General features: G+C 64.3%; 17 protein-coding genes. 10 read left to right on the top strand and 7 right to left on the bottom strand.

Going from position 1 to position 19,024, the window contains the following annotated elements:
* Positions 1 to 148: 148 nt before the first annotated feature.
* The 3 genes from CP557_RS03785 (at position 149) to CP557_RS03770 (ending at position 3,381) form a co-directional block, all read left to right on the top strand.
* Complete coding sequence (locus CP557_RS03785; protein ID WP_097378678.1) at positions 149 to 886, top strand: GNAT family N-acetyltransferase; 738 nt, start codon at positions 149 to 151, stop codon at positions 884 to 886.
* A gap of 120 nt (positions 887 to 1,006) precedes the next feature.
* On the top strand, positions 1,007 to 2,185 hold the full coding sequence (locus tag CP557_RS03780; protein WP_097378677.1) for a redox-regulated ATPase YchF: 1,179 nt from the start codon (positions 1,007 to 1,009) through the stop codon (positions 2,183 to 2,185).
* A 518-nt stretch (positions 2,186 to 2,703) separates the two neighbouring features.
* The gene (locus tag CP557_RS03770; protein WP_097378676.1) at positions 2,704 to 3,381 is read left to right on the top strand and encodes an IS6 family transposase; all 678 of its coding nucleotides are present in this window, start codon (positions 2,704 to 2,706) and stop codon (positions 3,379 to 3,381) included.
* Positions 3,382 to 3,391: 10 nt separating this feature from the next.
* On the opposite strand, the gene CP557_RS03765 is transcribed toward CP557_RS03770, so the two are convergent.
* Both CP557_RS03765 and CP557_RS03755 read right to left on the bottom strand, forming a co-directional pair.
* Positions 3,392 to 4,213 carry an IS5 family transposase gene (locus CP557_RS03765; protein ID WP_097378675.1) on the bottom strand — a complete coding sequence of 274 codons (822 nt, stop codon included), beginning with the start codon at positions 4,211 to 4,213 and terminating at the stop codon, positions 3,392 to 3,394.
* Positions 4,214 to 4,782: 569 nt separating this feature from the next.
* Complete coding sequence (locus CP557_RS03755; protein WP_097378673.1) at positions 4,783 to 5,643, bottom strand: UbiA family prenyltransferase; 861 nt, start codon at positions 5,641 to 5,643, stop codon at positions 4,783 to 4,785.
* 130 nt (positions 5,644 to 5,773) lie between these two features.
* On the opposite strand from CP557_RS03755, the gene CP557_RS03750 reads away from it, so the two are divergent.
* Together CP557_RS03750 and CP557_RS03745 are read left to right on the top strand one after the other, a co-directional pair.
* The gene (locus CP557_RS03750) at positions 5,774 to 7,465 is read left to right on the top strand and encodes a thiamine pyrophosphate-binding protein (protein WP_097378672.1); all 1,692 of its coding nucleotides are present in this window, start codon (positions 5,774 to 5,776) and stop codon (positions 7,463 to 7,465) included.
* A gap of 116 nt (positions 7,466 to 7,581) precedes the next feature.
* Complete coding sequence (locus CP557_RS03745; RefSeq protein WP_097378671.1) at positions 7,582 to 9,432, top strand: histidine kinase N-terminal 7TM domain-containing protein; 1,851 nt, start codon at positions 7,582 to 7,584, stop codon at positions 9,430 to 9,432.
* Positions 9,433 to 9,516: 84 nt separating this feature from the next.
* Here CP557_RS03745 and CP557_RS03740 read toward each other — a convergent pair whose 3' ends face one another.
* On the bottom strand, positions 9,517 to 11,064 hold the full coding sequence (locus CP557_RS03740) for a TrkH family potassium uptake protein (protein WP_097378670.1): 1,548 nt from the start codon (positions 11,062 to 11,064) through the stop codon (positions 9,517 to 9,519).
* A gap of 139 nt (positions 11,065 to 11,203) precedes the next feature.
* Positions 11,204 to 12,631 (bottom strand): FAD-binding oxidoreductase, encoded by a 1,428-nt coding sequence (locus tag CP557_RS03735; protein WP_097378669.1) that lies wholly within the window; start codon positions 12,629 to 12,631, stop codon positions 11,204 to 11,206.
* A gap of 125 nt (positions 12,632 to 12,756) precedes the next feature.
* Here CP557_RS03735 and CP557_RS03730 point away from each other — a divergent pair, with 125 nt between their 5' ends.
* The 4 genes from CP557_RS03730 (at position 12,757) to CP557_RS03715 (ending at position 15,537) form a co-directional block, all read left to right on the top strand.
* Entirely contained in the window at positions 12,757 to 13,098 is a 342-nt protein-coding gene (locus CP557_RS03730; protein WP_097381518.1) for a hypothetical protein, read from the top strand.
* Between the two features lie 94 nt (positions 13,099 to 13,192).
* Positions 13,193 to 13,756, top strand: coding sequence for a GNAT family N-acetyltransferase (locus CP557_RS03725; protein ID WP_097378668.1), 564 nt, complete (start codon positions 13,193 to 13,195; stop codon positions 13,754 to 13,756).
* 161 nt (positions 13,757 to 13,917) lie between these two features.
* Positions 13,918 to 14,925 carry a TIGR04024 family LLM class F420-dependent oxidoreductase gene (locus CP557_RS03720; protein ID WP_097378667.1) on the top strand — a complete coding sequence of 336 codons (1,008 nt, stop codon included), beginning with the start codon at positions 13,918 to 13,920 and terminating at the stop codon, positions 14,923 to 14,925.
* A gap of 222 nt (positions 14,926 to 15,147) precedes the next feature.
* Entirely contained in the window at positions 15,148 to 15,537 is a 390-nt protein-coding gene (locus CP557_RS03715; RefSeq protein WP_097378666.1) for a DUF7344 domain-containing protein, read from the top strand.
* Positions 15,538 to 15,574: 37 nt separating this feature from the next.
* Here the strand turns inward: CP557_RS03715 and CP557_RS03710 are convergent, their stop codons facing one another.
* A complete protein-coding gene (locus tag CP557_RS03710; protein WP_097378665.1) occupies positions 15,575 to 16,537 on the bottom strand; it encodes an NADPH:quinone reductase in 963 nt (320 codons plus the stop codon).
* 289 nt (positions 16,538 to 16,826) lie between these two features.
* On the opposite strand from CP557_RS03710, the gene nreA reads away from it, so the two are divergent.
* The gene (gene nreA, locus CP557_RS03705) at positions 16,827 to 18,161 is read left to right on the top strand and encodes a DNA repair protein NreA (protein ID WP_097378664.1); all 1,335 of its coding nucleotides are present in this window, start codon (positions 16,827 to 16,829) and stop codon (positions 18,159 to 18,161) included.
* A 60-nt stretch (positions 18,162 to 18,221) separates the two neighbouring features.
* On the opposite strand, the gene CP557_RS23225 is transcribed toward nreA, so the two are convergent.
* Positions 18,222 to 18,350 (bottom strand): hypothetical protein, encoded by a 129-nt coding sequence (locus CP557_RS23225; protein ID WP_281255544.1) that lies wholly within the window; start codon positions 18,348 to 18,350, stop codon positions 18,222 to 18,224.
* 241 nt (positions 18,351 to 18,591) lie between these two features.
* Positions 18,592 to 18,987, bottom strand: coding sequence for a helix-turn-helix transcriptional regulator (locus CP557_RS03695; protein WP_097378662.1), 396 nt, complete (start codon positions 18,985 to 18,987; stop codon positions 18,592 to 18,594).
* Positions 18,988 to 19,024: the final 37 nt, after the last annotated feature.

Below are 19,024 nucleotides of genomic sequence, written 5' to 3'. Positions count from 1 at the left end.
GACGACCCGCACGCTCGGGCCGAAGAACGGCCAGCCCAAACCCTTCCGCCTGCACCAGTTTTCGATTTAATTGTCCGCTCGGGAGAGCGGCGAGTTCGAGCGTTTCAGCCGGCCAAAGATTAAGTACTGGAAAGTGGTAGCAAGTAGCATGGCGTCAACAGATACGCTCGAGTTCGGTCACACGGACCGGAAACGGATATACGAGTACGTCGAGCGACACGGGGTCGTCGACCCCGACGAGGCACGGGACCGCCTGGGCCTCGACCCCGGTGGGTTCCGCCATCACGTCGCGATCCTCAAGCGGGACGGCCGTCTCGAGGAAGACGACGGGGAGCTCAGAGTCACGATCGACGCCGGTGCCGAGGAGGAGTACGTCTCCGACGACCTCGAGTTCCATATCCGGCCGGCGCGCCAGGAGGACCTGTCGGGGATCGTCGGCGCGATCCGGCGGGTCGCCGAAGAGAAGACCTACATCGTGGCCGAGAGCGTCGCCGACGAGATCGATCACGAGGACGCCCTGCTCCGGCACAACGAACTCCAGTCCCGGATGTTCTTCGTCGCGACGGTCGAGGACGAGGTCGTCGGCTGGGTCCACCTCCACGCGCCGGAACTCGAGAAGTTGAGCCACACCGCCGAACTCACCGTCGGGGTCCTAGAGGAGTATCAGGGCCACGGCCTTGGCTCGCACCTCCTCTCGCGGGGCCTCGAGTGGGCCGGCTCTAACGGGTACGAAAAGGTCTACCAGAGCGTTCCCTCGACCAACGACGAGGCGATCGCGTTCCTCGAGGAACACGAGTGGGAGACCGAAGCGATCCGGGAAGACCACTACAAACTCGACGGCCACTACGTCGACGAGGTGATGATGGCCGTCGAACTCCGAGACTAACGAGTCGGATCGACCCCTGCGACGGTCGCGACGGGAACCGGTGGCCGACTCCACCACGACGGCTCCCGTCGGATTCGCGGAATCGAAAGACAATTCCTGTCGACGGGGCTACGGACCGGTATGCTTTCGATCGCGCTTGCCGGGAAGCCAAACGCCGGCAAGTCCACGTTCTACACGGCGGCGACGATGGCGGAGGTCGACGTCGCCAACTATCCGTTCACGACGATCGACGCCAACCGCGGGGTGAGCTACGTCCGGACGGAATGCCCCTGTCTCGAGCGCGAGGAGCGCTGTAACGCGGACAACTGCGAGGGCGGCAAGCGCTACGTCCCGATCGAACTCCTGGACGTGGCGGGGCTCGTCCCCGGTGCCCACGAAGGGAAGGGGCTCGGCAACCAGTTTCTGGACGAGCTCACGAACGCCGACGTCATCGTCAACGTCGTCGACGCTTCGGGCGGCACGAACGAGAAGGGCGAACCCGTCGACATCGGCGAGCACGACCCGCTCGAGGACATCGACTTCGTCGAAGAGGAGATGGACCTCTGGCTGGCGGGCATCGTCGATCGTAACTGGGAGTCGGTCGAACGCAAGTCCCGCTCGCCCGATTTCGACATCGACGACGCGCTGGCGGATATGCTCTCGGGCTTTGGCGCGTCGCCGAAACAGATCGCGATGACCCTTCGGGATCTCGACTATCCCGACGATCCCATCCAGTGGGAGGACGAGCACCGCGAAGCGCTGGCCCGTGACGTTCGCCGGCGGACCAAACCGATCGTCGTCGCGGCGAACAAGATCGACGTCGCACCCGAGGAGAACGTCGATCGCCTGCTCGAACTGGACAAACCCGTGATTCCCACGACCGCCGAGGGCGAACTCGCGCTCCGCCGAGCAGCCGACAACGGACTCGTCGAGTACGACCCCGGCGACGAGACGATCGCGATCGGCGACGACGTCAACGACGCCCAACGGGAGGCCCTAACGGGCCTCGCGGACACCATGGCCGAGTGGGGCGGCACCGGGGTCCAGACGGCACTCGATTATGCGGTTTACGACCTGCTCGAGCACCTCACCGCCTACCCGGTCGAGGACGCCTCGAAGTGGTCCGACGGCAGCGGCAACGTCTTGCCCGACGCCTTCCTGCTGCCCGAGGGCTCGACGCCGGTCGATCTCGCCTACAGCGTCCACTCCGATATCGGCGACGGCTACCTCCACGCGGTCAACGCCAAGTCGAATCGAGAGATCGGCGAGGAGTACGAACTCGAGGAAGGCGACGTGATCAAGATCGTGAGTACCAACTAACAATCTACGATAATCTCGAGGTGGCCCGAGTCGATACTGGAGCAGGTATCGACACAGTCACGCTCACGATCAAACGAGAGAAGGGGTAAACGGCTCTGTTGAAATCCCATTCTTCAGATGAACTATCGCCTGAAACAGCCGGTCGATGAGAGTTGCGTATCGATCGCTGAGGGTTCTGCCAGTTCTGATAGTTGTTCAAGTAGTCGTGCAAGCCCAAAGCGCGCATTCAGTAGCAAATCGATTACAGGACCAGGTTACTCGTCATGATCGTCATCGATCTGTTCAAGAAACCGACGTACCTCGTTGAATTTCATTCCTCGCCGTACCTTGTCTTCGAACCTGTCGAACTCGACGAACCCCTCATCCGATAATTCGGGAAGTAGGACGTGATGGAGTTCGTAACAAATCGTGAGGTACTCCCCGGAGTTGAGAGTCTCTCCCTTACGAAGAATCGGGTCAGCAGGCACCGTCTAGTTAGCGCGGTTTGAGAAGCGAGCAGGTCATGGAGTGAGTTGAGGATGATGCTCGCAGACCTGCTCAGCGAGTGTTACGCGGCGGAATTTGATGAAGCTTGGGAGCGTGAGCGGACGGCGACGCCCGTCAGGGTGTTCGCTGTCCGTCTTCACGCGACCGGTTGTTCGCTTCGAGAGACACAAGCGATTCTTCGCTTGATCGGCGTAAAACGCTCTCATCAAGCGATCTGTCACTGGGTACATCGGCTGGCTGACAGCGTGCCAGACCCGCCGACGGCGAAGCCGTCGCGGGTCGCCATTGATGAAACCGCTGTCAAGATTAACGGCGATTGGTCTTGGGTATACGCTGCAATCGACCTAGACGCACGGTTGATTCTCGATGTCGCAGTCTTTGGACGCCGAGGCACCGATCCAGCCGCTGCGTTCCTCCATCGATTGACCGAGAAACACGATCGCTCTGACACGGTGTTTCTCGTCGATGGCTACGGCTATCTGACTGCCCTCTCTCGATTAGGATTGAGCGGTCAGCTCAACTACGTCGAAAGAAACCTGATCGAAAAGTGGTTTCACACCTTGAAGATGCGAGTTGACCGCTTCCATAACTCGTGGGTGGGCAGTCGGGCGAGCGTCAGAGAATGGCTTGAACAGTTTGTACACTACTATAACACACAACGACCGCACCAGTCACTTAACGGACAGACTCCCGCCGAGGTGCTAAACTAGACAGTGCCGCTCAGAGTGATCGGTCTACATTATGAATGAGACAGGCGATGGTGAGTTCACGGAACTGTTTCCACCAGCGTCGTGACCGGACGAACGCACCGTACTTCCGCTTGAGCGTTGAGTTGACAGTCTCGGATTGACTCCGCTGGCCGTAGAGATCAGCGTCTAAGCGCGCGTTCCATGCCTTATGGAGCGATGTGAACTCACGATGCTTGATCAGTGGACGAACCTCATATTGACGGGCAAGTCGTCTGATCTTCTGGTCGTCGTACCCCTTGTCACCGAGCAGAATATCGATACTCTCGGGATTGCGCTTGATCAACGATGGAGCGATCTGGCTATCGTGTTTTCGTATCGTCGTCACGTGTAAATCGAGAATTACGTTTACCTTCGCATCAACCAACAGCGTCACTTTGAGCTGCTGAATCGTAAGTTCAGTTCGTTTGGTGTAGTGTTTCGAAGCGTGACTGCGATCAAAGCCGGAGGCGTCGATTCCGACGACACCGTTGGTTGGGAGAAGCGTGACTGAGAGATTGAGAAGAACCCGCCAAACAGCCATGTCAAGGCAGCTGAACGCCTTACACAACGTCGAAGGGGCCGGAATTTCTTCAAGATCGAGGGCGCTCCGAATCCGAGGCATCTCGATAAGTTCGTCAAGAATCGTCCGATACGTCGTATTCTTCCGAACCTTGAGACAAAGCAGGACGATGTGCTGGTGAAGTGTGTACCGCTGTTTCGAGAACTTAGAAGAGTAACGAGTGACAGCTCGCCGAGCCAAGTGCATCGCTTGCTCAACGAACCGGAGTAACCGCGACTTCGGGAGGGCTTTCATCCGATTAGACTACCGGGCGAATCTGTAACCCTCTGAGGATTTCAACAGAGCCGGGTAAACGCAACTTCGGAATTCCACCGGAGAGACACCGCGAAAGCGACTGGCGACGGCGAATCGGGGCTCACGGAGCCCTGCTCGTTGCAGTCGTGGCGAATTCGGAACCGAGAGGCGACGCGGTCAACGGCCAGTGTCCGGAGGAGTGTATCCGACTATTTTTCGCAGTATCAGGCCTTCTATCGGGTAGAGAGTAGCTTTTGACTGTTGGCCTCCTACAGGTGCCATGACCCCTCGTCCAACCCGTGTTTCAGGTCCCCGGCGCGACCGAGCGACTCCGGTAGAGTTAGCCGTCCTCAACGACCGCCTCGAGGCTGCGGAGCGTCGGCAACGGCAACTCCAGAATACGGTCGCTGCACTCGGCCGAGAAGTCGGCGTCTCGGTCGGCTGTCTGTGTGGCCACTGTGATGAAAGCTTCACGCTCGTCAAAGCGGGCCGTATGTACTGTCCGAAGTGTGGACACGGCCAGTCGCTGTGAGACCGACTCGAGACGGCCTCGTCGGGGACGGTGTCGCTCACAGCAGTCGGCCGATCGGATCGAACCGGACCGCCGCCACGAGTACGGCCAAGAAGACGTACGAGCCGCGGATGAGCAACATCGTCGCGAGTTCCGGCTCGGCTCGCCGCGCGATACCGGCGACCGCGGCGAACGCGAGGGCCGCGAGAAGCGCCGTGATGGGGAATACCCGGGCGGCCACGAAGGCGACGACGGCCCCTAACGCGACGGTCATGAGTCCGTACGCGACGTCGTAAGCGCGATCGGGACCGACCGCCACTGCGACGGTCCGCTTTTCGATCGAGCGGTCGTAGGCGTAGTCCTGTGCGTCGTCGATCACCTTGATCCCCGAGAGGAGCGTGAGGAAGACGACGGCGAAGCCAAGCGGGACGGCGGTGATCGTCGCGGCCTGGACGTAGAAGCCACCGAGGACCGACAGGGCGATGCCAAGCGGGTAGCCGGTCGTCGCCGTCACCGGATTCGTGTCGAGCTGGGGCGCGTGGTGGTAGGCGATCAGCCAGGTCGGGAGGGTCACCGCGACCGCGATCGGTCCGACGAGGACGCCGAGGACGGCACAACACAGCGTGAACACTGCCGTCGACAGTGTGAGTGCCGTCCGACAGCCGCGTTCGGTCAAGGGGTGGTCGTCGTCCTCCCCTCGAACGTGGAAATCGACGTAGCCGTCTTTCACGTGGGCCGTGTAGACCGCCGCGAACATCGCGACGACGTGGACCCCGGCGAGCAGCGGATCGACGCTTCCGGCGAGGATCGCTCCGAACAGCGACGCGGCAAGCGGCGGCGTCATGAAGACGGGATGGACCTGCGACCAGAACGCTCGAGCCGTCGCATCGATGCCGGAGCCGTCCCTCGCGAGGGGCATATCCCGAGCGACAACGAACTGACGTATAATAACTCGGGTGGGGGACCCATGCCACGGCGACGATCCGAAAGACGGCGTTCGGGCTTCCGAAACACACAGTTTGATGTGGTGTGGCCTATCACGAGGGTGCATGACGGATAGCTACACCGGTGCGGATCTCTTCACTGACGCGCTCGAGTACTACGGGGTCGACTACGTCTTCGGCAATCCGGGGACGACCGAGCTCCCGATCATGGACGCGATCGGCGAGAGCGACCTCGAGTACCGGCTCGGCCTCCACGAGGACATCGCGGTCGGGATGGCCGGCGGCTACGCCCAGCGGCGGCGGTATCACGCACACCACGACGACTCCGTTACCCCGGTCGGGGTGGCGAACCTCCACATCGCGCCCGGCCTGGCCCACGGACTCGGCAACCTCTATGCGGCCAAGATCGCCGGTGCGCCGCTGGTCGTGACGGCGGGCAATCACAGCACGGATTTCCGCCACGAGGAGCCCATTCTCTCGGGAAACCTGGTCGATATGGCCGAGGAGTTCTGCAAGTGGTCCGACGAGGTACTCGACGTCTCGGCGCTGCCGGCGATGCTCCGGCGGGCCTTCCGCGTCGCGATGACGCCCCCGACCGGTCCGGTCTTCCTGGGGCTCCCCCTCGACGTGATGATGAGCGAAACCGACGCCGAGCCCGAACGGCTCGGCCCGATTCCGAACGGCGGCAGCGGCGATCCGGCCCAACTCGAGCGGGCCGCCGACCTGCTTGCCGAAGCCGACGACCCGGTGATGGTCGTCGGCGACCACGTCGCCCGCTCGGGAGCCGACGCCGTCGCCGCGGCGGTCGACCTCGCGGAGGCGACGGGGGCCCGCGTCCACGGCGAGATTCTCTCCTGTGAAGTGGATTTCCCGACCGACCACGAGCAGTGGGTCTCCTACCTGCCGACCAGCGAGGAGCTGGCCGCGATGTTGATGGATACCGATACGATCTGCTTTGCGGGCGTCTCGACGAACACGACGCTGACCCGCCACGAGGAGGCGCTGGTCGATCCCGAGACGACCTGCATCCACCTGAGCGACGACAGCTGGCAGGTGGGCAAGAACCAGCCGGCCGACGCAGCCGTGATCGGCGATCCGGGCCTCGTCATGCAGGGGATCACCGAACGCGTTCAGGAGCGACTCTCGGACGATGTCGTGGCCGATCGCCTCGAGGCGGTCGCCGAGGTTAAAGAGCTGGCAGAAGCCAAGATGGCCGGCTACGGCGAAGGCGACGCGGAGGACGATCCCCGCGCCTCGAAGGCGGAGCTGGTCGACGCGATGGAGCGCGTCGCGGGCGATGCCGCCATCGTCGACGAGGGAGTCACCTCGAAGTACGCCATGTTGACCCGCTGGGATCTCGCTCCCGAACAGTACATCTCGAACAAGGGCGGTGGCCTCGGCTACGGGCTGCCGGCGGCAGTCGGTGCCGCCGTCGCGGAGGCCCAGCGGGACGATCCCGACGACGTGATCGGCTTCATCGGCGACGGCTCCTACCAGTACTACCCCCACTCGATCTACAGCGCTGCACGGTACGATCTCGACCTGACGGTCGTCATCTCGGACAACCGCAACTACCGCATCCTGAAGGACAACACGCTCTCCATCATGGGCGGCGAGGAAGACGACTACGAGTTCGTCGGCATGGACTTCGAGCCCGCCGTCGACCTCGTGCAAAACGCCGAGAGCCACGGCGCGCGCGCCGAACGCGTCGAGACGCCGGACGGAATCGAGGGGGCACTCGAGGGCGCGCTCGATCGCGACGGCCCGGACGTGCTCGACGTGCTGGTCCACGACTGATCCGTCGCCGCCCCGAGCAGGGCCCGGTTCACTCTTTTCGTCCGTCTACCCCTTTTGGGTCGCCGTTTGGCCGGTAGACACTTGGGTGTCGTTGGTGCAAGGGTAGCTACGAACGGATGGGCTGGGAGATCAATCCCTACAGCATCGTCCTGTTGTTCTCGTTCGTCGTCGCCGTCGGCACTGCAGTGGCCGCGTGGCGGACACGTCCAGCCGCCGGCTCGGCGGCGCTGACCGCACTCATGGCGAGCGTCGCCGTCTGGCTGGGTGCACACGTCCTCGAGATCGAATCGACGACGCTGGCCTGGAAACTGCGCTGGGCGGACGTCCAGTGGCTGTGTGCCGCCGCGATTCCGACCCTGTTTCTCGTGTTCGCGCTGCAGTACACGGGCAACGACCGATGGCTGACCCGTCGCCGGCGGGGCCTGCTCGCGATCGAACCGCTGCTCATGGTGGGGCTGTTGGCGATCAACGACTGGACCGGCGTCCTCTGGGGATCGGCGTTCGAGGAGACGGTCTCGCTCGGCGGCTGGTGGGCGTCGACCGCGACGGTCGCAACCTCGGAGCCGAACGTCGGGCTGTTCGTCCACCTCGGATACGCGACGATCTGTCTCGCGGCCGCGTCCGTGCTCGTCCTCGATCTGGTCGTGCGAAGCGAACGCCTCTACCGCTGGCAGGGGGTCGTCGTGCTCGTCGCGATCGCGGTGCCCTGGGCGACGGCCGTGGTGTCTTCCTCCTCGCTCGAGATCATCGGCACGACGCCGATGGGGTTTACCGTCACCGGGCTCGCGATCACGTTCGGCCTCTATCGGTACCGCCTCCTCGAGATCGCGCCGATCGCACGCAGCGAGGTCGTCGCGAACCTCGAGGACGGGGTGCTCGTCGTCGACGGCGATCGCCGAATCGTCGACAGCAATCCCACCGCACAGGCACTTTTCGGGCGGCCTCGGGACGGACTCGTCGGCGAGCCGATCGCGTCGATCGTTCCCGCGGTCGATATCGAGTCGGTGATCGAAGACGCCAGCCGGGCGGATGCTGGTGAGGTGGCGGGACGGGTCGAAACCTGGTGTGAGGAGGACGTGGATGCTGTCGCCGGTGAATCCACCGCCGACAGCCCCTCCGGCCAGTTCGAACTCGGGAACGGTCCCGATCGCCGCCACTACGACCTCACGGCCTCGCCGATCGACGATGGCCGCGGCCGGCCGATCGGGTGGACGGTCGTCATCCACGACGTGACCGAGCGCGTCCGACGGGAACGCGAACTCGAGCGCAAGAACCGCAAACTAGACGAGTTCGCCGGCGTGGTTAGCCACGACCTGCGGAACCCGCTGACGGTCTCGAAGGGGTATCTCGAACTCCTCGAGGAGGAGTACGATCCCGATTACGTCCGAACGATCGCGGAGTCACACGAACGCATGGAACACCTGATCGAGGACGTATTGACGCTCACACGGCAAGGGCGGGTCGCCATCGAACTCGACCCGGTCGCACTCGAGGCGGTCGCGAGCGACGCCTGGTCGACGGTCGAGACCGACGGGGCGACGTTAACGATCGTCGACGAACGGGTAGTGGAAGCGGACCGGGCCCAGCTCCGCCGGTTGCTCGAGAACCTGTTCCGAAATGCCGTCGAACACGGTTCGAGGAACTCTCCTTCGTGCACCCACGAGGACGCTGTGGACCACGACCTGTCGGACCCGCGCTCGCGGAACGCTACCGAACCCCGCCACGACGAGAGCGGGCTCACCGTTACTGTCGGCGCGCTCGAGGACGGGTTCTACGTCGCAGACTCGGGAACCGGACTCGAGGGGGATCCGTCGTCGATTTTCACGTCGGGATACACGACGAGCGACGACGGGACGGGACTCGGCCTCTCGATCGTCGCGGATATCTGCGACCGCCACGGGTGGGAGATCACGGCGCTCGAGAGCGCGGCGGCCGGTGTGCGCTTCGAGATCACCGGTGTCGAGTGATCCGAACGCGGAGCGGTGGGACGGGCGGTGCAGTCGCTTCTATTCCGGTGCGGACGAATGGCGTCTCTGCAAGCGGGCGTGCCGCTACGACCGCCAGTACGCCGGCGTCAGGACGACCAGCACGGAGAGGATCTCCAGCCGACCGATCCACATGAGAACGATCATGTACAGCTTCGCGGCTCTAGAGAAGGGGTCGTAGCTGTTCATCGGGCCGACGACGCCGACGCCCGGACCGACGTTTCCGAGCGTCGCGATCGTGGCGCTGATCGCCTCGAGCGCCGATAGCGAGAGGTCGGGAGTTCTGTAGGCATCGAGGAACAACAGGACGGTCGAGACGACGAACAGGGCCAGAAAGAGCACGACGAAGACGAAGATGCTGTGGATCGCTTCCTCGTCGATGACGTCGCCGACCCCGCCCATCCGAACCGGACGGACAGCCTGTGGGTGGATCGTCGTGAAGAGTTCGCGCCGAATCGATTTGCCGACGACGTACCAGCGGATGATCTTGATCGAGCCGGCAGCGGAGCCGGCCGAGCCCCCCAGAAACATCGCGAACAGGAGGATGACCTGCGTCGATTCGCTCCACGTATTGAAGTCCATGCTGGCGTAGCCGGTCGTCGTCACGATCGCGAGCGTCTGAAAGAGGCCGTGGCGCAGCGAGCGCTCGAGACTCCCCGGAATCAGACCGACGTTTTCGGGGACCGTCGCGAGGCCGACCCCGAGGAACAACAGGAGGGAGAGGAGGCCGCCGACGATCCCCATCGACAGGATGTACGACCGAAACTCGGCGTTGTCGGTCAGGCGCCTGGGCTCGCCGCGCCAGGCGTACCAGTAGAGGGCGAAGTTCGTCCCGGCGATGATCATGAAGGGCATGAACGCCCACTGCACGATCGGTTCGAAGGCCTCGACGCTGCGCCCCTCCGGCGAGAAGCCGCCGGTCGGCAGCGTCGTGAGCGCGTGGGCGACGGCGTTGTAGAACGTCATTTTCGGAGCCATTCCGACGATATTGAGCCCGTAGTAGACGACCACGGCGGCGAGCGTGAACGCGGCGTAAATCAGCCACAGCGCCCGCGCGGTCTGCCTGATCCGTGGCGTCAGTTTCTCGACCTGGATGCCCGGCGCTTCCTCGCGGATGAGCTGTGTCCCACCGACGGAGAGCTCCGAGAGGATCGCGACCATGAGTACGAGGATCCCCATTCCGCCCAGCCACTGGGTGAGCTGTCGCCACAGCATGATCGACCGCGAGTGCGTCTCGACGGAGATCTCGCCCATGACCGTCGCGCCGGTCGTCGTGAACCCGCTCATGCTCTCGAAGAAGGCGTTGACGGGATGGGCGATCGTTCCCGTCCCCGCGACGAGGTACGGAATCGTTCCGACGAGGGGAACCACGAGCCACGTCAGCGCCACCATGAGGAACGCCTCGCGGTGCTCGAGCGAGGGATCGGGTTCGAGACGCTCGAGCCCAGTGCCGACGGCGACGGCAACGGCAAGGGCGACGAGGAACGGCAGCGGGCTCTCCCGGTAGTACAGCGCGACGACGGTCGGAACCAGCAGCGTCAACGAGAGATACTTCAGTACGGTTCCGACGAGGCTACAACTGGACCGGACATCGACGCGAATCCTGTGTCTCATAGATATCGGGTTTCGAGCGAACTACAACCTCGTCGATGTGCCGCCCGTGCGTGAGTACCCGATCGGAATCACGGATCTTCAATAAAAACTGCGTTACGGTCGGCATGCACCGTACGGCGGCCGGTGATCCAGTACAACCCTATTGCTCGGGGTCGCGGATCCGCTCGCCGTCGGCCGTCTCGGGGAAGATCTTCCCCGGATTGAGCGTGTCGGACGGATCCAGCGCTCGTTTGATCGTCCGCATGGCCTCAACCGCGCCGGCACCGTGCTCCGGCTCGAGGTAGGCCTGTTTGCCTTGCCCGATGCCGTGTTCCCCCGTCGCGGTTCCGCCGAGTTCGATCGCGAGGTCGACGAGGGTCCGATACAGCTCCTCACCGCGCTCGACCTGCTCTGGATCGTCGGGGTCGACGAGGACGCTGTAGTGGAGGTTGCCGTCGCCTGCGTGGCCAAAGCAGGGCACGAGGAGGTCGGACTCGTCGGCGAGCCGCTTCGTCTCGTGTACCATTTCCGGGTAGGAGCTGATCGGGACCGTTACGTCGCCGGGATGGAGCGGCTCGAGGTCAGGATCGTAGCTCGCGACGGCGTAGGCGAGTTCACGACGGGCCTGCCAGAGGTCGTCCATCTCGCTGTCGTCGTCGCTCATCTCGAAGCGGACGACGTCGTGATTCTCGAAGATCGTCCGGCAGAGCTCGATCTCCTCGTCGACCCCGTGGTTGGCGTGGAATTCGAGGAAGACCATCGGCGCGTCGGGAAGTTCGCTCCCGAGATACTCGTTGGCCATCGTCGCGCTCAGTCCGTCGACGAGTTCGATTTTGGCGACGCCGACGTCGGTCCGGACCGCGTCGAAGACCGCTTCGGCGGCGTCGTCGAGCGTCTCGAAGATGGCTCGCCCGCCGCGGATCTGTTCGGGCCGGCCGGCGAGTTCCAACGTCGCCTCGGTGACGACCGCCAGCGTCCCCTCGCTGCCGACGAGCAGATCGGTCAGGTTGTAGCCACTCGAGGTCTTGATCGCCCGCGATCCCGTCTCGATGACGGTCCCGTCGGCCAACACTGCCTCGAGTCCGAGCACCCAGTCGGCGATCTCGCCGTACCGGACGGTCTGCATCCCGCTGGCGTCGGTCGCGATCATCCCGCCGATCGTCGAGATGTCGCCCGAAGAGGGCAGGGGCGGAAAGAACAGCCCATCGCTGGCGACGTACTCGTCGACGTCGGAGCCGATGATCCCCGGGCCGACGTCGATCTGGAAGTCCTCGGGCCGGTAGTCGACGACGTCGTCCATGCGCGTGAGATCCAGGCTGATCCCCCCGTGAGCCGGGACGGCGTTGCCCTCGAGTCCGGTCCCCGCAGCGTACGGAGTTACCGGGACACCACGATCCTGTGCAGCAGCGAGCACTGCCGAGACGTCGTCGGTACTCTCGGGCCAGACGACGGCGTCCGGAACGACGCCGTCGCCGTCGTTGTGTTCCGTCCCCCAGTCGGCCGCGTGTGATTCCCGTCGCCCGTCCGCGAACGATAGCTGCTCGTCCGCGAGGTCGAGGTCCTCGAGGAACGAACAATCATGTGTCATAGGACCACGTTAGTCACGACCAGTATCAACGTTTCCCACCAGTTCGAACGGTGGCGGAACGACGGGCGCTCTGGACGGGGTCGATAGCGGAAACCATCACGGTGCTCGCGACCGAACGTCCGACTGTGACCGACGACTCCTCCCCCGCTCCGTCCGACAGTGACGCGTCGACATCCCTCGAAGACCGAACCCGCTCGCTTTCCCGCCACCTCGAGGCGACCGCCGAACTGCCCCTCGAGCGAGCGACGAGCCGCTGGCTCGGCGAGGCCGAAGCGGTCGCTCGCGACGCCGCGACGAGCGACCTCGAGGCCGACATCGTTCGCGAGCGCGTCGAGACGGTCAGCGACCTCCTCTCCGAAGCCGACGAACCGGCCCACGACGAGGCTCGCGAACACCTTGAGGCGGCCCGGCGGCTCTGTACGGAGATTCTCGAGGGCAACGAGCGGGGGGATCCGACGAGTTCGTGACCCTGCCCATCACTCGAGGGCAGCCGCAGGTACTGTTCTCCACGCATCGTTCAGTGCAGAAAACATATGTCGATTACTCCCGTCGGCAGCGAGTGTGCCGGGAGCCCGAATTACGAACGGTCCTCGAGTGACGCTCCGAACGGTCGAGCGCGAGGACATCGGCTTTCTACAGCGGGCCTCAGCGAATCCCGAGCTTCGCTACCCGCTGGGAACGCCGGTACGGAACGAGTCGACCCTCGAGGAGTTGCTCGAGGACGACGACACGGATCGGTTCCTCGTCTGTCTCGACGACGAGTGTGCTGGTCCCGGACAGCCGACGGATGCCGACGACGTCCGACCGATCGGCGTCGTCTCCGTGGCGGACGCCGACTGGCGGCGTCCCGAACTCGGCTACTGGCTCGTCCCAGCGGTCCACGGCGAGGGGTTCGGGAGCGAAGCCGTCTCGCTGGTCGTCGACTACGTCTTCCGAACGTACGATACGCCGGCCATCGGTGCGGTGGCGTACGACTTCAACGACGCCTCTCGTGGGTTGCTCGAATCGCTCGGGTTCGAGGAGGAAGGCCGGATCCGAAAGGACCGATTCGTCGACGGCGAGTACATCGATACGATCCAGTACGGACTGCTTCGCGAGGACTGGACGATCGAAGGCGAACCCTGACCCGTCGACTGGGAACCCAGTGAGACGAGTTCGCGACCGATCGGTTCGTCTCCGAATCCGTGACTGGACGGAAACGCTACAATTTTATGTGAGTGCGTGACGCGGTCAAGGATGATGATACGTCAAGACGCGACTCGAGCGCCGACGCGGAGGGGAGCACTGTGAACGCCGAACTGGATCTGCTGGTCAGACTCGGTGACTACGAGCGGCCACAGGGCGTCGCCGACCGGGCCGTGCAGGCGGAGGACCTGGGCTTCGACCGGATCACGGTCGGAGAGACGACGGGCTGGAACATCGTGCCGCCGCTGACGCTGGCCGCCGACCGGACCGAGGACCTCGGGATCTCCAACGACGTCATCTCGCCGTACGGGCGGACGCCGGCGATGCTCGCCCAGACCGCGCTGACGATGCAGGCGGCCGCCGACGGTCGGTTCCGGTTCGGCATCGGCCCGAGTTCGCCCGCGATCACGGAACGCTGGCACGGCCAGGAGTTCGACCGGCCGCTTCGCCGCACGCGCGAGGTGATCGAGATCATGCGCGCGGTCTACGAGGAGGGCAACCCCGCCTACGACGGCGAGATCTTCGAGATCCCCGGTCTGGGATACGAACGGGGACCCAGCGAGAACCCGCCGCCGATCGATGTCGGCACGCTCGGGCCCAAGGCCACCGAGATGGCCGGTCGCTTCGGTGACGGCTGGGCACCGCAGCTGTTCACGCGAGACGGGCTCCGGGATCGACTCGAGGACCTGGAACGCGGCGCCGAACTCGGCGGAAAAGACCTCTCGGAGCTGCGAGTGGCCCCGATCGTCCGCGGGATCGCCTCGGAGGACCGCGAAGTAGCACGCGAGAAGGCCCGCAGCACTATCGCCTTCCTGCTCGGGGCCTACGGCCCGTATTACGGGAACTCGGTCGCCGAGCAGGGCTATCCCGACGTCGTCGACGAGATCCGGGCCGCCTGGGAGGAACGGGATACCGACGCGATGGCCGCGGCCTTGCCCGAAGACGTGCTCGACGAACTGGCTCCCGCGGGGACTCCCGAGGAAGTCCGCGAGTGGGTCGAAGAATACAGCGAAATCGAGGGTGTCGACGCCGTTCGCGTCGGCTTCGTCAACGGAATGACCGAGGAAGACAAGCGGACGACGATGGAAGCAGTCGCCGAGTTGTCCTGAGACGGTCTCCTGCCCGATGCCCCGGTCCAACCCCAAGACGGGTCGCGGTTGCGCCGTCAACGACGGACACCAGCCCGTACGACGCGTCCCCGTTTTGCCCTCGTGTCGCGGTATCGCACGGGAGAGGTGGTCGACGCGACGATCCCCGATAGTGCCAACGGAACGTAGTGTTTCGATCTCACTCACACGCTGTATATATACGAACCGGGGCCTACCGGGTGTATGATCCCGCTACTGAATTCACCCGAAAGCCTCACGACGTTCGGTGAGCGTGCCGACGCCGTAGAGACGGCACTGGATCTGTTGGCGAATCGGCGACGGCGCGCAGTGTTGGAATACCTCGAGGAGGTCGGTGGGTCCGCGACGCTCACGGAGCTCGCAGTCGAGATCGCGACTCGAGAGACGCGCACGGAGCCGAACGTAATTTCGGACCATGCCGATGTCTCCTCGAGGGACCGACGGGCCGTCAGCATCTCGCTGCACCACACTCACATCCCGAAGTTGGCGAACGCGGACGTCGTCGATTACGCAACCGAGACGGAAACGGTCACGCTCCGCGATCGCGGACGGGCGCTGCTCGATCGACAGAACGCGGTTTCCGAACCCATATAAAAGTGATCGCGGTAGATCGGCCACGGCCCGACGATCGTTAGGGCTCGATGACGAGTTTTCCGAGGAAGCTATCGTCCATGACAGCACGCTGTGCGTCGGCGGCTTCCTCGAGGTCGTACGTCCGCGCGATGTCGATCGAAACCGCGTCGGTCAGGAGGTGGCCGATCCCCCGGAGGGGAACGCGCAGGTCCGGCGTGTTGAACATGCTCATGAACTGGTAGGAGACGTCCTTCGACCGGGCGGCACCGTCGTTCGTGAAGCCCGGATCGGGGCTTCGCTCCCCGATGCCGACCACGCGAGCGCCCAGCGCGGCGACGTCCGCATCGAACTGTAGATAGTCGTCGAGCCGGTGATCGAGGACGACGTCGACGCCGCCGTCCGACGCCTCGAGAACGGCGTCCGCGAGATCGTCGCGGGCGTAGTCGAGGACGGTTTCCGCCCCTCGATCGACCAGCGTCTCGTGGTACTCCTCGGCGGCCGTCGTGATCACCCGGCCGCTCACGGCAGCACCGATCTGGACGGCGGCGTGCCCGACCCCGCCCGACCCCCCGTGGATCAGGCAGTACTCGGCGGGCTCGAGGTCGGCGTGATCGATCAGCGCGCGCCAGGCGGTGACGGCCGCGACGCCCGCGGCCCCCGCTTCGGTCAGGTCGGCGTCGGCGGGGAGTTCGACGACCCGATCGGTCGGGACCGTCGCGTACTCGGCGTAGGATCCCTGCGAGGAGGCGTTTCCGATCCCGGTACCGTAGACGCGGTCGCCGTCCTCGAAGTCGTCGACGGCCGCTCCGGTGTCCGCGACGACGCCCGCGAAATCGACGCCCGGCGTGAAGGGAACGGCGACCGGTTCGTACGATCCGTCCCGAAAGTAGGTATCGACGGGGTTGACCCCCGCAGCCGCGACCTCGACCAGGAGTTCGTCCTCGGCGGGCTCCGGGCGGTCGATTTCGTCTACCTGCAGTACATCCGCGTCGCCGTGTTCGTGAAGACGGACAGCACGCATACTGGTTGCGAGAACGTACCAGGGACGTATAATGGTGCACGTGGCGGCAGCGGACACGCCTCGAGCGTCGCGTGGCTATGGACAGTCAGCGGCGGCGCGCCACCGCGTTTTCCGACTCTGAAAACGCGCTGACGGGTATTTTACCACCCGGTACGAACGAAGGAGTGAGGTTCGGTGATCCGACGCCCACCCGAACCTCTGCCTCTGACATCTTCCCCGGTCGGTGACTGACGGTCGTCGGCCCTCCAGAACTCAACATTCAAAGCCGTGCCCCGCGTGGTATCGATGAATGCGCCTCGACGACTACATCGAGGACTTGGAACCCGACGCGGAAGCCGAGCGTCGACGCCTCGCCAAGGAGAAGTCCTACGCGATTACGGATCACCTCGAGGAGTTCGAACGCCAGTTCGACGACGCCCTGAGTGGCGACACGCTCGTCGGCTCGACCTCGCCCTCGATTTTCGTCGGCCGGTCGAACTATCCCGACATTCCCGTGGGACTGCTCTCGCCGGTCGGCGACGAGGCCGCCGCCGAGGACTACGTCACCGACGGCGACTGGTACCAGCAGGGGTACGCCATCGACGACGTGCTCCAGCGGCGGACCGGTCTCCTGAACTCGAGCAAGCGTGCGAACGTCGAGTCGCCGTCCATCGCGAGTCGGCTGACGCCGAACGTCGACGACGTCTGGGACGGCTTCGTCGGCGTCCAACGCGAGGTCGCCATCGCCGATCGGCCGGTCGACCTCGAGATCGGGCTGGACGGCAAACCGGACCTCGGGCTCGATGCGGGAACGGACGTGGCGACGCCGCGTGGGCCTCGGGCCACTGCCAGCAACGCGGAGTTGCGGGAGAACCCCTACGTTCCCCGCCCGATCAAGAAGACCCTGGAGGACGACGACTGGCGGGCGGAGGGGGCGATGACCTACCTCTACCGGCGTGGATTCGACATCTACGATATCAACTCGATCCTCTCGGCGGGCGCGCTCGGGCAGACCAAACAGCGCCGGCTGGTACCCACGCGGTGGTCGATCACCGCGGTGGACGACGCGATCGGCAAGTTCCTGCGCGGTCGCATCCACAACGCGCCCAGCATCGACGAGGTGCAGGTCTGGGCCAACGAGTACGTCGGCAACCGCTACTGGATCGTTCTCACGCCCGGTAACTGGGAGTTCGAGCTCGTCGAGATGAAAGCACCGGGCAGCATCTGGAACCCCGACCCCCACGACGACGTCTGGATGGCGAGCGCCGCGGAGGGGTACGAGGGGCGCTCGAGTTACGTCGAAGAGACCGCGGGGGCGTACTACGCCGCCCGACTGGGCGTCCTCGAGCACCTCGAGTCGATCGGTCGGCAGGCGAAGTGTCTCGTCTTGCGCGAGGTGTCCGACGACTACTGGGCTCCGGTCGGCGTCTGGCAGGTCCGCGAGAGCGTCCGCAACGCGTTCGACGGCCCTCCCGGCGGCGACCGACGGTCGCTCGCCGGCGAGTACGGCGAAGCCGAGACCTTCCACGAGGCCGTGTCGACGATCGCGACGCAGTTGCCGGTCTCGGAGGCACGATTGCGGCGCAAATCGGCGCTCGCGGCCGGCTTGCAGTCGAACTTGAACGCGTTTTCGACTCGAGACTGACCGGAAACTGCGACCGGGAGACCGATCCCGAGAGCGCAGGAACCCGCCGGTAGCCGACCGTCAGAACAGCCCTCTGAAGAGGACCAGCGCGAGGCCGGAGAGGAGAATGAAACTGAGAAATCCCGCAAAGATGACCGCTGCTTGTCGTCCAGTGAGCGATTCTCCATCGAGGAACTCGTCTGAAGGCATGCTAGCTGGCTTCACAACTCGCTTCCATAAATATGATGGTCACGTCAGCCGACCCGTCACGACGGGCAACCGAGTCCGACAGCCGGGCGCAGGCGATCGTTCCGAGGAGGGACACACTTCCCGTCGGCGGCACGCGGACGCGACTCGACGACGGGCGTGGCAGAACGGAAACCGCAGTCGGCTCCCCTGACGGGATTCCGAGCGTCGAATAGCGAGACCGTCGCGGCGCTTGGCCGGAGCGTTACTCGTTGAGGTGGCCGCGATAGCCGTTGGGTTCGAACCCGCGCCGACAGATTACGCGTTTGCGACCGACGGTGATCGCGCTGATCTGATCGTCGTCTTCCATGCGGTCGATGACCTCCTCGAGGCGATCCTGGGACCAGCCGGTTTCCTCGCGGACGGTCGATTGGTCGACGCGGCCGCCGCGTTTGACGAGTAATCGAAGAATCTTGTCCTCGTCGGGGAGTTCGCGTTCGTCGACGCCGTACTCGATCTCTTCGGCGTAGCTTAACGTCTCGTCGTCCGTTTGCTCGCTCGATTCCTCGCTCGATGTCGCCGCGGACTCACCCGAACGGGAGTCCTCGCCCGAACTGCTCCAGAGAGACGAAATGCGGGTCCAGAGTGTATTGAATACCATCTATTGATCACGCTCCATTGGAACTACCACAGCTTGA

Origin of the sequence: Natrinema ejinorense (assembly GCF_002494345.1) — an archaeon.
In the GTDB taxonomy this organism is placed as follows: Archaea; Halobacteriota; Halobacteria; order Halobacteriales; family Natrialbaceae; genus Natrinema; species Natrinema longum.
Note: the sequence above shows the minus strand (reverse complement) of the source record. Positions and strands in the feature narration are given on the sequence as shown.

Coding starts and splice junctions, on each gene's coding strand:
- CP557_RS03740 (WP_097378670.1), bottom strand. CDS start 11,064: ATGAGACACAGGATTCGCGTCGATGTCCGGTCCAGTTGTAGCCTCGTC.
- CP557_RS03755 (WP_097378673.1), bottom strand. CDS start 5,643: ATGCCCCTCGCGAGGGACGGCTCCGGCATCGATGCGACGGCTCGAGCG.
- CP557_RS03695 (WP_097378662.1), bottom strand. CDS start 18,987: ATGGTATTCAATACACTCTGGACCCGCATTTCGTCTCTCTGGAGCAGT.
- CP557_RS03765 (WP_097378675.1), bottom strand. CDS start 4,213: ATGAAAGCCCTCCCGAAGTCGCGGTTACTCCGGTTCGTTGAGCAAGCG.
- CP557_RS03710 (WP_097378665.1), bottom strand. CDS start 16,537: ATGCGTGCTGTCCGTCTTCACGAACACGGCGACGCGGATGTACTGCAG.
- CP557_RS03770 (WP_097378676.1), top strand. CDS start 2,704: ATGATGCTCGCAGACCTGCTCAGCGAGTGTTACGCGGCGGAATTTGAT.
- CP557_RS03785 (WP_097378678.1), top strand. CDS start 149: ATGGCGTCAACAGATACGCTCGAGTTCGGTCACACGGACCGGAAACGG.
- nreA (WP_097378664.1), top strand. CDS start 16,827: ATGCGCCTCGACGACTACATCGAGGACTTGGAACCCGACGCGGAAGCC.
- CP557_RS23225 (WP_281255544.1), bottom strand. CDS start 18,350: ATGCCTTCAGACGAGTTCCTCGATGGAGAATCGCTCACTGGACGACAA.
- CP557_RS03750 (WP_097378672.1), top strand. CDS start 5,774: ATGACGGATAGCTACACCGGTGCGGATCTCTTCACTGACGCGCTCGAG.
- CP557_RS03780 (WP_097378677.1), top strand. CDS start 1,007: ATGCTTTCGATCGCGCTTGCCGGGAAGCCAAACGCCGGCAAGTCCACG.
- CP557_RS03715 (WP_097378666.1), top strand. CDS start 15,148: ATGATCCCGCTACTGAATTCACCCGAAAGCCTCACGACGTTCGGTGAG.
- CP557_RS03735 (WP_097378669.1), bottom strand. CDS start 12,631: ATGACACATGATTGTTCGTTCCTCGAGGACCTCGACCTCGCGGACGAG.
- CP557_RS03745 (WP_097378671.1), top strand. CDS start 7,582: ATGGGCTGGGAGATCAATCCCTACAGCATCGTCCTGTTGTTCTCGTTC.